Genomic DNA, 12,881 nt, shown 5'->3' on the forward strand with positions numbered 1-12,881 from the left:
CCCACAGGGGTATGTGTCGATGTACAGGGCAAGCCACTCCCACAAAACCTCCGCGCTCGCGTAAACTTGCGCGCTTCTCGCAGACCGCTAGGCTGCAATCAATATTTTTCAAAGGTGCCCGCCATGCCTTGGCTGCAAGTCCGTCTCGCCATCAGCCCAGAACAAGCCGAAACCTACGAAGACGCTTTCCTTGAAGTGGGCGCCGTTTCGGTGACCTTCATGGACGCCGAGGATCAGCCGATCTTCGAGCCGGAACTGAACACCACCCCACTGTGGTCGCACACGCACCTGCTGGCCCTGTTCGAAGGTGGCACCGAGCCTGGCCCGGTACTGGCCCACCTTGAGCTGTTGACCGGCGGCCCGCTGCCCGAGCATCACAGCGAAGTGATCGAAGACCAGGACTGGGAGCGCAGCTGGATGGACGGCTTCCAGCCAATGCGTTTCGGCCAGCGTCTGTGGATCGTGCCAAGCTGGCACGCCGCACCCGAGCCCGATGCGGTCAACCTGTTGCTGGATCCGGGCCTGGCGTTCGGCACCGGCACTCACCCGACCACCGCGCTGTGCCTGGAGTGGCTCGACGGCCAGGACCTGCAAGGTTGCAACGTGCTGGACTTCGGCTGCGGCTCGGGGATCCTGGCCATTGCCGCCCTGCTGCTCGGCGCGAAACACGCCGTCGGCACCGATATCGACGTACAAGCGCTGGAAGCATCGCGCGACAACGCCGGGCGCAACAACATTGCCAATGAGCTGTTTCCACTGTACCTGCCACAAGACCTGCCACAGGTGCAGGCCGACGTGCTGGTCGCCAACATTCTCGCAGGCCCCCTGGTTTCGCTGGCACCGCAACTGTCCAGCCTGGTCAAATCCGGCGGGCGCCTGGCACTGTCGGGGATCCTGGCCGAACAAGGTGATGAGGTGGCTGCCGCTTATGCCCAGGACTTCGATCTCGACCCGATCGCCAATCGCGACGGCTGGGTGCGTATTACCGGCCGTCGGCGCTAGAATGAGCGCTTGCAGACTCCGGATGGCCGCATGACCGACAGCTTCGTCACTCAATGCCCGCACTGTCAGACCCGTTTTCGCGTCAGCCATGCTCAATTGAGCGTGGCTCGCGGGGTGGTTCGCTGCGGCTCCTGCCTGCAAGTGTTCAACGCGGCCCGCCAGTTGCTCGAGCAACGCCAGGGTCAGCAAGCCGCCCCGCTCACCCCGCCACCACCGGCCATACCTGCCCCTGAGCAACGGGCCATCAGCCAGAAGCAGTGGACCGCCGCTGAACTTGACCTGGACCATCTCGACCTCGACGAAGCGCTGGCCCGGTTGGAGCAGCGGGAAATCCAGCCGACCAAAGAGTTCGGCCAGGAGCGCAAGCCCCGGGAAGAGGCGCTCAGTGCTCGGCGCGACAGCGGCGAAAGCGAAGAACCCTGGTCCGACAGCCTGTTCAGCGAGTCCGCCGCCGAGCGTGCCCTGACCGACGACAACACCCCGGCGACCGACAGCGACTTGATCGACGATCTCGACGCCTCCCACACTTCCTCGCGCACCGAACCCTCGCTGTCATTGGTCGATCTTGACGACGACGAGCCCGAGGCGCCGCAACTGCGCCTGGAGCCGGTGGACGAAGACGAGGAGGCCCGTCAGGACCTGCGCCACGAACGGCTGTCCGCCACCGATGACGACGAACTGGACGATCAGCCTCAGGCCATCGAACCGCCGCGCAAGAAACGCTCGCGCAACGAGTCCGCCCGGCATGATGAAGTGCTGCAGGACCTGGTCGACGACCCGCTGCAACTGGACTGGCAAAAGCGCCGCTCACCCTGGGGCCGCCGCCTGTTCTGGGGCTTGATGGTGCTGCTGGCGGGCGGCGCGCTGGCTGGCCAGTACATCGCCTATCACTTCGACGAACTGGCCCGCCAGGATCAGTACCGCCCCTGGTTCCAGCAGTTGTGCCCGCAGCTTGGCTGCAATGTGCCGTCCAAGGTCGACATCGCCAAAATCAGGAGCAGCAACCTGGTGGTGCGCAGCCACCCGGACTTCAGCGGCGCACTGGTGGTGGACGCCATCATCTATAACCGTGCGCCGTTCTCCCAGCCGTTCCCGCTGCTGGAGTTACGGTTTGCCGACCTCAACGGCCACTTGATCGCCAGCCGGCGCTTCAAACCGGGGGAGTACCTCAATGGCGACCTTGCCGGCCTGGCGGAGATGCCACCGCAAACGCCGATCCACATTGCCCTGGATATCCTCGACCCCGGCTCCAAGGCCGTGAATTACAGCCTCAGCTTTCACTCGCCCGAGTGAATCGATCAGTGACCTGCCTTTGACGGTGGCTTTCTGACGGCTGGCGAGGCGCACCAAACTACTGGCAATAACAAAGTAACTGTTCAGATTTTATCCAATTCAGCCTTTAACCAGTCATCGAGAGCGGGTATCATGCCAACCCTTTTTCGAACTCTCATGATCCGACCCCACAACAGGGAAGTCCTATGTCGGCGGTACGCATCGGCCCATATACATTGCCCAACGGCTTGATTCTCGCCCCGATGGCGGGTGTCACCGACCAGCCCTTTCGTCAGCTGTGCAAGCGACTGGGTGCAGGGTTAGTGGTCTCGGAAATGGTGACCAGCGACATGAGCTTGTGGAACACCCGCAAGTCGCGCCTGCGCATGGTCCACGAAGGTGATCCCGAGCCCCGCTCGGTACAGATCGCCGGTGGTGATGCGCAAATGCTGGCAGAGGCGGCCCGGGCCAACGTCGAGCTGGGCGCACAGATTATTGATATCAACATGGGCTGCCCGGCGAAGAAGGTCTGCAACAAGGCCGCCGGCTCCGCCCTGTTGAAAGATGAAGCACTGGTGACCGAGATCCTGCAGGCCGTGGTGGCTGCGGTTGATGTGCCGGTCACCTTGAAGATCCGCACCGGCTGGGATCGCGACAACAAGAACGGCCTGACCGTGGCGAAGATCGCCGAGCAGGCCGGGATCACCGCACTGGCGGTGCATGGCCGCACCCGTGCCGACCTGTACACCGGGGATGCCGAGTACGACACCATTGCCGCGATCAAGCGGGCGGTGTCGATTCCGGTGTTTGCCAATGGCGACATTGACTCGCCCGAGAAGGCCCGGCACGTGCTTGACGTAACCGGTGCCGATGGCCTGCTGATAGGCCGGGCCGCCCAGGGGCAGCCATGGATTTTTCGTGAGATCGAGCATTTCCTGCGTACCGGCGAAAAACTGCCCGCTGCGCAGTTGAGCGAAGTGGAACGTATTCTGCTTGAGCATCTGGCCGCACTCCATGCGTTTTATGGAGACGTCATGGGCGTACGCATAGCGCGCAAGCATGTCGGCTGGTATCTCGCAACCTTGCCGGGCGCCAGGGAATTTCGCGCCCACTTCAATCGTTTGGATGGAACGGAAACACAATGCGCCAACGTCCGGGAGTTTTTTGCCGAGCGTTATAAGAGCCTGACAGGGGACGGAGAAGGGGTGGCCGCATGACGATGATGACCGAGACTTTAGTGAGTGGAACAACACCCGTGAGCGACAACGTGAATTTGAAACAGCACCTCAATACGCCGAGCGAAGAAGGCCAGACCCTTCGCGGGAGTGTCGAGAAGGCGCTGCACAATTATTTCGCCCACCTTGAGGGCGCTGCCGTCACGGATGTGTACAACCTGGTGCTCTCCGAAGTCGAGGCTCCCCTGCTCGAAAGCGTGATGAACTACGTCAAGGGCAACCAGACCAAGGCCAGTGAGCTGCTGGGACTGAACCGCGGCACCCTGCGCAAGAAACTCAAGCAGTACGATTTGCTGTAAGCATTCAATCAAACCAGAAAGGCGCCCGCGTAAAACCGGTCGCCTTTTTTGCTGACTTCCTTTGCTTTTGATGGAAATTGAGATGACCGACCAGACTACCCGCCTGCCGATTCGCCGCGCCTTGATCAGCGTTTCCGACAAGACCGGGATCCTCGAATTCGCCAAGGAGCTCGAAGCCCTTGGCGTTGAGATCCTCTCCACCGGCGGAACGTTCAAGCTGCTGCAGGACAATGGCGTAGCCGCTGTGGAAGTCGCGGATTACACCGGCTTTGCCGAAATGATGGACGGCCGGGTCAAGACCCTGCACCCGAAAATCCACGGCGGGATCCTCGGTCGTCGCGGTATCGACGACGCGATCATGAACGAGCACGGCATCAAGCCGATCGACCTGGTGGCGGTCAACCTGTACCCGTTCCAAGCCACCATCAACAAGCCTGGCTGCGACCTGCCGACCGCCATCGAGAACATCGACATTGGCGGGCCGACCATGGTCCGTTCGGCAGCCAAAAACCACAAAGACGTCGCGATCGTGGTCAATGCCAGCGATTACGCCAGCGTCCTGGAAAACCTCAAGGCCGGTGGCCTGACCTACGCCCAGCGTTTCGACCTGATGCTCAAGGCGTTTGAACACACCGCCGCCTACGACGGCATGATCGCCAACTACATGGGCACCGTGAACCAGGCGGCTGACACCCTCAGCACAGAAGGTCGCAGCGAATTCCCGCGCACGTTCAACAGCCAGTTCGTCAAGGCCCAGGAAATGCGCTACGGCGAGAACCCGCACCAGAGCGCGGCGTTCTACGTAGAAGCCAAGCCGGCCGAAGTCGGGATCGCCACCGCGACCCAACTGCAAGGCAAGGAACTGTCGTACAACAACGTGGCCGACACCGACGCCGCGCTGGAATGCGTGAAGAGCTTCGTCAAGCCGGCCTGCGTGATCGTCAAGCACGCCAACCCGTGCGGTGTAGCGGTCAGCCCGGATGCCGAAGGCGGTATTCGCCAGGCGTACGAACTGGCCTATGCCACCGACACCGAATCGGCCTTCGGCGGCATCATCGCCTTCAACCGCGAACTGGATGCCGAGACTGCCAAGGCGATCGTCGAGCGTCAGTTCGTCGAAGTGATCATTGCCCCAAGCGTCAGCGAAGAAGCCCGCGCCATTGTCGCCGCCAAAGCCAACGTACGCCTGCTGGCCTGCGGCGAGTGGTCGGCTGACCGTGCCGCTGCCTGGGACTACAAGCGTGTCAACGGTGGCCTGCTGGTGCAGAGCCGCGACATCGGCATGATCGGCGCCGACGACTTGAAAGTCGTGACCCAGCGCGCACCGACCGAGCAGGAGATCAACGACCTGATCTTCGCCTGGAAAGTGGCCAAGTACGTCAAGTCCAATGCCATCGTCTACGCCAAGAACCGCCAGACCATCGGGGTCGGCGCTGGCCAGATGAGCCGCGTCAACTCGGCCCGTATTGCGGCGATCAAGGCTGAACACGCCGGTTTGCAGGTAGTCGGCTCGGTGATGGCTTCCGACGCGTTCTTCCCGTTCCGCGACGGCCTGGACAATGCGGCCAAGGCCGGCGTGACCGCGGTGATCCAGCCAGGTGGCTCGATGCGTGATGCGGAAGTGATTGCCGCGGCTGATGAAGCCGGCATCGCAATGGTCTTCACCGGCATGCGCCATTTCCGTCACTAAATAGCACTGCTTTTTCACTGTAGGAGCGAGCGTGCTCGCGAGAAACGATTAGACACCGCGTTGTTTCAGACAGCCAACGTCATCGTTAAACACCTTCGCGAGCACGCTCGCTCCTACAAAAAAGCAGCGCGTTTCCCAGAATTAGCGTCATCCGAGGTTTTTGAAATGAATGTTTTGATCATTGGCAGCGGTGGCCGTGAACACGCCCTGGCCTGGAAAGTGGCTCAGGATCCGCGCGTACAGAAGGTTTTCGTGGCACCCGGCAATGCCGGTACTGCCATTGAAGCCAAGTGCGAAAACGTTGCGATCGACGTCCTGGCCCTTGAGCAACTGGCAGACTTTGCCGAGCAGAACGTCGCCCTGACCATCGTCGGTCCGGAAGTCCCGCTGGTGGCGGGCGTGGTCGACCTGTTCCGCTCCCGTGGCCTGGATTGCTTCGGCCCAACCGCTGGCGCAGCCCAGTTGGAAGGCTCCAAGGCGTTCACCAAGGACTTCCTGGCGCGTCACAAGATCCCGACCGCCGACTACCAGAACTTCACCGAGATCGAGCCGGCCCTGGCTTACCTGCGTGAAAAAGGTGCGCCAATCGTGATCAAGGCCGATGGCCTGGCCGCTGGCAAAGGCGTGATCGTCGCCATGACCCTGCAGGAAGCCGAAGACGCAGTGCGCGACATGCTCGCCGGCAATGCCTTCGGTGACGCCGGTTCGCGCGTGGTGATCGAAGAGTTCCTCGACGGCGAAGAAGCCAGCTTCATCGTCATGGTCGACGGCAAGAACGTCCTGCCGATGGCCACCAGCCAGGACCACAAACGTGTGGGCGATGGCGACACCGGCCCGAACACCGGCGGCATGGGTGCCTACTCTCCGGCCCCAGTGGTCACCAGCGAAGTGCATCAGCGGGTCATGGACCTGGTCATCTGGCCAACCGTGAAGGGCATGGCGGCCGAAGGCAACGTCTACACCGGTTTCCTGTATGCCGGCCTGATGATCGACAAGGCCGGTAATCCGAAAGTCATCGAGTTCAACTGCCGTTTCGGTGACCCGGAGACCCAACCGGTGATGCTGCGCCTGCAGTCGAGCCTGGTCCTGCTGGTCGAAGCGGCGCTGGCCCAGGCGCTGGACAAGGTCGAAGCCCAGTGGGACCCACGCCCAAGCGTCGGCATCGTCCTGGCTGCAGGTGGCTACCCGGCTGACTATGCCAAGGGTGACGCCATCCAGGGCCTGGATGCCGCCGCCGCGCTGGAAGGCAAAGTCTTCCACGCCGGTACTGCGCTCAAGGACGGTAACGTCGTGACCGCCGGTGGCCGGGTGCTCTGCGCCACAGCGATGGGCGCGAGCGTCGATGCCGCCCAGCAGCAAGCCTACCAACTGGCCGCCAAGATCGATTGGCCAGGCTGCTTCTATCGCAAGGACATTGGCTACCGCGCCATTGCCCGCGAGCGCGGCGAAAATCAGGAATAAGCCAGCCGTTTGGCCAGGCAAGGGCCGTCGGTCCTTGCCGTCCTGCTCCTGGCCCGCGCATAGATTATCATCTGGCATCAATCTAAGAAGGGATTCCGCCGTGCGCTGGCTCAGGATTGCCATAGGCTTGACCGTCACTTTGCTGTCCCTGCTCTGCATGCTCCCGGCCCAGGCCTCGCATGGCAGTGGCTGGGCGGTATTGCTCGACGAACAGGGCAGCCTGCAACTGACCGACATCCGCTCGGCCCGCTACACCAATCAATTCAGCCCGATTGAACTGGACCAGATCACCGCCGCCGATCCCGACGGCGCGCTGTGGCTACGCTTTCGGCTCAATCCCGGCACCCACGAACAACTGCTGCGCATCTTCGCCCCCGATCTGTTGCACCTGGACCTCTATGTGCTGGACGGCGACACGCTGATCGAGCAGACCCACAGTGGCAACGACCATGCGCTGACCACCCGTCCGCTGCCCAGCACCGACTTCATGGTGCCACTGCCGCAGGTCCAGCGCCCCCTCGACGTGTATCTACGCCTGGTATCAGAACACCAGTTGCGGCCCTACATCACCCTGCAATCGGCCGTCATGACCGCCGCCAATCAGACCCAGACGCTGATCTACGGCCTGTTGTTCGGCTGCATCGCGATGCTGATCCTGCACAACCTCACGCGCTACGCCTACACCCACTCGCAAACCTGCCTGTGGCTCGCGGCATGTGAAGGCCTGCTGATGCTGGGCATGCTGTTGCTGTTGAACCTGGCCGGCCCGTGGCTCCCCGACTGGAATGCCTTGCAAGCCCCCGACGCCTACCTGGCCCTGCTACTGACGGCGCCGTGCGGGCTGATGTTCACCTATCGATTCTTCACCCCGCTGGGCCCGCACCCGCTGAACAAGCTGCTGATGGCCGATATCCTGTTCATTGTCCTGTGCAGCCTGTTGTTGCTGTTCGTCGAGAACTTGCCGCTGAACCTGATGACTTATGCACTGGTCGCACTGGCCGGCTTGAGCATGCTCTTTGTCAGCGCGTACCACTGGCAGCAGGGCTACCGACCGGCACGCTTCTTCGTGATGGCGATGGTGGTGTTCAACCTCGGCACGCTGATCATCCTGCCAGCGCTGCTGGGCCTGACCGTGGTCGCCCCGCAAAGCCTGATCACCGCCTTGCTCGCCTTCATCTGCCTGAGCGGCCTGTTGATGGGTATTTCGCTGAGCGAACGCCAGCGCAGCATTATCGAGAACCGCTTCAGCATCAGCCGCGACCTGGCCGCCAGCAATGCCGAAATCAACGCCAAGGCCGAGTTCCTGGCGAAGATCAGCCATGAAATCCGCACCCCCATGAATGGCGTGCTGGGCATGACCGAGCTGCTATTGGGCACGCCGCTGTCGGTCAAGCAACGCGACTACGTGCAAACCATCCACAGCGCTGGCAACGAACTGCTGACGTTGATCAACGAGATCCTCGACATCTCCAAGCTGGAGTCTGGGCAAATCGAACTGGATGACGTGCAGTTCGACCTCAATGCCCTGGTCGACGACTGCCTGAGCATCTTCCGCGCCAAGGCCGAACAGCAAAACGTCGAGCTCATCAGCTTCATCCAGCCCCAGGTGCCACGCGTGATCAGCGGCGACCCGACGCGCCTGCGCCAAACCCTGCTGAGCCTGCTGGAAAACGCGCTGAAAAAGACCGCGGAAGGCGAGATTCTGATCGTTGTCGCCCTCGATGAGCGCAGCAGTAAACCGCGCCTGCGCATCGCCGTGCAAGACAGCGGGGAGCCCATGGAGGCCGAAGAACGCGAAGCCTTGATGCACGCTGAACTGCACAGCAAGAACTTCCTCTCCGCCACACGCCTGGGTGGCAACCTGGGCCTGGTGATCGCCCGCCAGTTGATCCTGCTGATGCACGGCGAGTTTGGCATCAAGTGCGGCAGCAATCAGGGCAGTACGCTGTGGCTGACCTTGCCCCTGGACCCGGACCGTCTCGAACACCCGACGTCCGACCTCGACAGCCCGCTGCAAGGCGCACGGGTATTGGTGGTGGACGACAACGATACCTGCCGCAAGGTCCTGGTGCAGCATTGCACCGCTTGGGGCCTGAACGTCAGTGCCGTGCCTTCCGGCAAGGAAGCCCTGGCCCTGCTGCGCACCAAGGCGCACCTGCGCGATTACTTCGACGTGGTCCTGCTGGACCAGAACATGCCCGGCATGACCGGCATGCAACTGGCCGCCAAGATCAAGGAAGACCCAAGCCTGAATCACGACATCCTGCTGATCATGCTCACCGGCATCAGCAATGCCCCGAGCAAGATCATCGCGCGCAACGCCGGGATCAAGCGCATCCTGGCCAAGCCCGTGGCCGGCTACACACTCAAGACCACCCTGGCCGACGAGTTGACCCAGCGCAACAAAGGCCAGACCGTCTCCCCGCCCCTGCCCGGCCACCCGCCGGCCGAGGTCAATGTGCCCAGCGACTTCCGCATCCTGGTGGCCGAAGACAACAGCATCTCGACCAAAGTGATTCGCGGCATGCTGGGCAAACTCAACCTGCAACCGGACACTGCCAGCAACGGCGAAGAAGCCTTGAAGGCGATGAAGGCCCAACGGTATGACCTGGTATTGATGGATTGCGAAATGCCGATCCTCGACGGTTTTTCCGCCACGCAGCAATTGCGCGCCTGGGAAGTCGGCAACCAGCGCACCCGTACCCCAGTGGTCGCACTGACCGCGCACATCCTCGCCGAACACAAGGACCGCGCGCGCCAGTCCGGCATGGACGGGCACATGGCCAAGCCGGTGGAGTTGTCGCAACTGCGTGAACTGGTGGAGTACTGGGTGGCCCAGCGCGATCAACACAATCGCAGCGCATCAACCGTCTGATCAGCCACCCACGGTGTCCCGCTCAAATCTCCAGTGCGCGAATGGCGCGCAGTGATTGGGCCAGTACGGCTTTTTTCACTTTCTCGCGAAACTGCGCGTAGTAAAGCGTGTTGAAGGTCAGTAACGCCATCTGCTCCCTGCTCTCTTGCACCTGTTCTGGCGCGAAGAGAAACTGCGGGGCGCCTCGATACAGTCGGAACTCACGGTGGTAGAGACCCAGTTCGACTTTGTTGGGGCCATTGGCAACGCAGGGGATCGTCTGGAACACCCCCACCTCCTGGGTCAGGCTGCTGGACTCAAACAACTCGAGCGCCGCCAGGTTCTGCTCCAGGGCTGCCATTGCCCGACGGATGGGGCTGGCAAAAGAATCGCCGAGGCGCCTGGCTATCTGCTGCACGGCCTGGCCGCCCATCGTGTCGGCGGACATGACCGGCAGGCCCGCCGGCGATGGCACATCCCAGCCGATGAACTTGAGCGTATTGCGGTAATACTCAAACCAGTCGCCCGCCAGGCCGTCGGCAACGGCCGCACGGGTCGCCCTTTGCGCGTACAGGGTACTCAAGTAAATATCTTCCCGATGGGACTTCGGCAGATCGCCAGCAAAGGCGATCAGGCTGCCACCCACCACGGCGGCCTGTGCAGTGGTATCGATCATGACCGGCCCTCCCGCGCACATGGCTGATAGACGCCATCGGTGATTTCACCCAGCTTCGCCAGGTTGTCGCTCAGTTTATCGCCGAGCTTCAGGTCAACCGCCTCTCGGGCCTGCGCATAAAGGACCTCAGAAAGATTGGCCCGCGCCTGGCGAACGCAGACAGCCCCCACTACATCTTCGCCGCGGAACACCTGCGACCAGGGATTGGCGCTCAGCACCTGGCGAGTCTGGAAGCCGATATACAGGCTGATGATTGAGGTTGGCGTCAGCGCCAGGATCGCCAGCAAACGCACTTCCTGTAGGGCCGAAGTGGCGTTTTCAGACAACCCGCCAATGGCCGTCACGGACCTGTTCAAGCGCGCTAGATGGGGCAAAAAAGTACAAAAAGCCTGCCCCGAACGATCTTTGCAAGGGGTCATCGTCCCGACTGCCCACTCCAAGGGGGAACTGCGCTTCTGGGATCCCAGGGAAAAATGCTGCTGCGTCTTTAGTGTGCGTATCCAACAATCATCGACCACCTGCAGATAGGCGTCGTACCAATCGACAGGCGCCTTCATCTGCACTTTTTTATTAGCCACCAGTTGGGCCAGCAGGCTCGATTTGACGACATCAGAACAAGTAGCCAGGCCATTGGCTCCGGGCAAAGCCATAACCGCGCCTCCTACCGTATACACCATGTAATGCTGTTCCATAGCGAACCCTCAAACTTAAAAAGGGCAGCCACTGAGTGGCTCCCCTTTCAAATGCATTCCATTAAATCTCGTAATTGGCGATCTTGGTTTTTGCGTTACCACCTAACTTTCGAAGAATTTCATCGCGGGTCTGCTCGACAATAGATGACACTTTCCTGAACACCGACTCACCGCGATACAGCTTCACATCGCGAGTATCCCAATCGGCAAACAGAACCTGGGCCGAAGTGTTCTTGCGAATAAACCGCACAGTCCCCAAGGCCAGGGTCACTTCACCATTGATTTCCGTACAGGTTCCGGCCGCGGTCCCACCTACGCCATGTTCGAGCACATTGCGCTCATACAAGGTCAGCGCAGTTTCCCGCTTTTTCAGTGCGCTGATGGCAGAACCTGCCACTTTCAGCATCAGTGCAGAGGTGGAGCCCGGCAAGGTAGTCCCGGCCACCACACCCCCGAGGATCTCCAGGACCAATTGATCCATACGGACCGAGTTACCACCAACATTGATGTCGTTGTAAAACTTCTGGGTGAACATCCAACCGGCATCCATCATGGCCTCGACAAACTTGTAGTACCATTCCTTACCTTGTTCCTCGCGGGGAAATGCTTTGTTCGCCACCAGTGTTGCAAAGAGAAACGCGTGCATGACATCGTCTCTATTTTGCTCGGAGAGATTGCCGGTAAAAGACAAAATACCTTCCCCGACAATGGCACCTTTTTCCGGCGCCTCAACTTCCGGCGAAGTAAAACCACGAGCGCGCAGAGTGGATGAGTCTGCCAGCTCATAACGTCTAATACGCTCGACACAGCCGGCAGGGGTCATACCATATATACCATCACTACTCATAACCATCTCCTTGATTATTAATCCAGCCTCTTCATGAAGCCGTAAGAACGACAATAATCAGGAACAAGCAGAACCACAAACAGCAACCTGTAACTTCTCAATAACAACAGCCACCCAACCCTTGAATAACCTATACAAAACCACTCATTACGCGCCAACAAAATAACCACTGATCTCCCGACCAACTCCCACAACCCATAAACCGACTGATAGACTCCCCTCCAACACTCTCCCGCCGCGAGCCAAAACCATGCTCCACGTGCTATTCAGCGTTTACCTGAAAATGTTGGTGCTCTATAGCCCGTTCTTCGTGCTGTCGTGCTTCATCAGCCTGACCCGCGGCTATTCCAACAAGGAGCGTCGGCGCCTGGCCTGGAAAGTCGCCCTCGCGACCCTGATCTCCAGCATCTTGCTGTACCTGTTCGGCCGGGTGATTTTCAACGTGTTCGGCATCACCGTAGACGCCTTTCGCATCGGCGCCGGCAGCGTGCTGTTCATCTCGGCATTGGGCATGGCCCAAGGCAAATCCGCGGTGCAGACCGACAACGTGCAGCAGGATGTGACCATCGTCCCGCTGACCATCCCGCTGACCGTCGGCCCCGGCACCATCGGTGCCTTGCTGGTGATGGGCGTCGGCCAACCGCACTGGGACGATAAACTCACCGCGATCATGAGTATTGCCCTGGCCAGCTTCACGGTGGGCGTGGTGCTGTACCTTTCCAATCGCATCGAGCGGATACTCGGTGACCAGGGTTTGCAGATCGTCAGCCGCCTGATGGGGCTATTTGTCTGTGCGCTGGCAGCGCAGATCATCTTTACCGGGGTCAAGGGTTATCTGGTGCCCTGAGGCCCG

11 protein-coding genes are annotated in these 12,881 nt (G+C 60.8%); 8 read left to right on the plus strand and 3 right to left on the minus strand.

Features of this window, described 5'->3' with window-relative positions; all coding sequences use genetic code 11:
- Nucleotides 1-123: 123 nt before the first annotated feature.
- From prmA to AACY45_RS17345, 7 genes are all read left to right on the plus strand, one after another.
- Nucleotides 124-1,002 (plus strand): 50S ribosomal protein L11 methyltransferase, encoded by an 879-nt coding sequence (prmA, locus tag AACY45_RS17315; RefSeq protein WP_339546586.1) that lies wholly within the window; start codon nt 124-126, stop codon nt 1,000-1,002.
- Between the two features lie 30 nt (nt 1,003-1,032).
- A complete protein-coding gene (locus tag AACY45_RS17320; protein WP_339546587.1) occupies nt 1,033-2,295 on the plus strand; it encodes a DUF3426 domain-containing protein in 1,263 nt (420 codons plus the stop codon).
- Between the two features lie 185 nt (nt 2,296-2,480).
- Complete coding sequence (gene dusB, locus AACY45_RS17325) at nt 2,481-3,491, plus strand: tRNA dihydrouridine synthase DusB (RefSeq protein WP_339546588.1); 1,011 nt, start codon at nt 2,481-2,483, stop codon at nt 3,489-3,491.
- A complete protein-coding gene (fis, locus tag AACY45_RS17330; RefSeq protein ID WP_003186237.1) occupies nt 3,488-3,808 on the plus strand; it encodes a DNA-binding transcriptional regulator Fis in 321 nt (106 codons plus the stop codon). Before dusB ends, fis begins: the two co-directional genes overlap by 4 nt.
- 82 nt (nt 3,809-3,890) lie before the next feature.
- Nucleotides 3,891-5,498, plus strand: coding sequence for a bifunctional phosphoribosylaminoimidazolecarboxamide formyltransferase/IMP cyclohydrolase (gene purH / locus AACY45_RS17335; RefSeq protein ID WP_339546589.1), 1,608 nt, complete (start codon nt 3,891-3,893; stop codon nt 5,496-5,498).
- Between the two features lie 165 nt (nt 5,499-5,663).
- Nucleotides 5,664-6,959: a phosphoribosylamine--glycine ligase gene (gene purD, locus AACY45_RS17340; RefSeq protein WP_339546590.1), complete on the plus strand. Its 1,296-nt coding sequence runs from the start codon at nt 5,664-5,666 to the stop codon at nt 6,957-6,959.
- A gap of 100 nt (nt 6,960-7,059) precedes the next feature.
- The gene (locus tag AACY45_RS17345) at nt 7,060-9,834 is read left to right on the plus strand and encodes a hybrid sensor histidine kinase/response regulator (RefSeq protein ID WP_339546591.1); all 2,775 of its coding nucleotides are present in this window, start codon (nt 7,060-7,062) and stop codon (nt 9,832-9,834) included.
- A 22-nt stretch (nt 9,835-9,856) separates the two neighbouring features.
- Here the strand turns inward: AACY45_RS17345 and AACY45_RS17350 are convergent, their stop codons facing one another.
- The 3 genes from AACY45_RS17350 to AACY45_RS17360 form a co-directional block, all read right to left on the minus strand.
- On the minus strand, nt 9,857-10,489 hold the full coding sequence (locus AACY45_RS17350; protein WP_339546592.1) for a hypothetical protein: 633 nt from the start codon (nt 10,487-10,489) through the stop codon (nt 9,857-9,859).
- Nucleotides 10,486-11,139: a hypothetical protein gene (locus AACY45_RS17355; protein WP_339546593.1), complete on the minus strand. Its 654-nt coding sequence runs from the start codon at nt 11,137-11,139 to the stop codon at nt 10,486-10,488. Before AACY45_RS17355 ends, AACY45_RS17350 begins: the two co-directional genes overlap by 4 nt.
- A 103-nt stretch (nt 11,140-11,242) precedes the next feature.
- Nucleotides 11,243-12,028 carry a hypothetical protein gene (locus AACY45_RS17360; protein ID WP_339546594.1) on the minus strand — a complete coding sequence of 262 codons (786 nt, stop codon included), beginning with the start codon at nt 12,026-12,028 and terminating at the stop codon, nt 11,243-11,245.
- Between the two features lie 250 nt (nt 12,029-12,278).
- Here AACY45_RS17360 and AACY45_RS17365 point away from each other — a divergent pair, with 250 nt between their 5' ends.
- Nucleotides 12,279-12,875: a MarC family protein gene (locus AACY45_RS17365; protein WP_339546595.1), complete on the plus strand. Its 597-nt coding sequence runs from the start codon at nt 12,279-12,281 to the stop codon at nt 12,873-12,875.
- The last annotated feature ends 6 nt before the right edge of the window (nt 12,876-12,881 follow it).

The organism is Pseudomonas sp. RA_35y_Pfl2_P32, from assembly GCF_963970735.1.
Taxonomy (GTDB): domain Bacteria; phylum Pseudomonadota; class Gammaproteobacteria; order Pseudomonadales; family Pseudomonadaceae; genus Aquipseudomonas.

Excerpts from the sequence above, each read along its gene's own strand:
- prmA (WP_339546586.1), top strand. The coding sequence starts at position 124 with ATGCCTTGGCTGCAAGTCCGTCTCGCCATCAGCCCAGAACAAGCCGAA.
- AACY45_RS17320 (WP_339546587.1), top strand. The coding sequence starts at position 1,033 with ATGACCGACAGCTTCGTCACTCAATGCCCGCACTGTCAGACCCGTTTT.
- dusB (WP_339546588.1), top strand. The coding sequence starts at position 2,481 with ATGTCGGCGGTACGCATCGGCCCATATACATTGCCCAACGGCTTGATT.
- fis (WP_003186237.1), top strand. The coding sequence starts at position 3,488 with ATGACGATGATGACCGAGACTTTAGTGAGTGGAACAACACCCGTGAGC.
- purH (WP_339546589.1), top strand. The coding sequence starts at position 3,891 with ATGACCGACCAGACTACCCGCCTGCCGATTCGCCGCGCCTTGATCAGC.
- purD (WP_339546590.1), top strand. The coding sequence starts at position 5,664 with ATGAATGTTTTGATCATTGGCAGCGGTGGCCGTGAACACGCCCTGGCC.
- AACY45_RS17350 (WP_339546592.1), bottom strand. The coding sequence starts at position 10,489 with ATGATCGATACCACTGCACAGGCCGCCGTGGTGGGTGGCAGCCTGATC.
- AACY45_RS17355 (WP_339546593.1), bottom strand. The coding sequence starts at position 11,139 with ATGGCTTTGCCCGGAGCCAATGGCCTGGCTACTTGTTCTGATGTCGTC.
- AACY45_RS17360 (WP_339546594.1), bottom strand. The coding sequence starts at position 12,028 with ATGAGTAGTGATGGTATATATGGTATGACCCCTGCCGGCTGTGTCGAG.
- AACY45_RS17365 (WP_339546595.1), top strand. The coding sequence starts at position 12,279 with ATGCTCCACGTGCTATTCAGCGTTTACCTGAAAATGTTGGTGCTCTAT.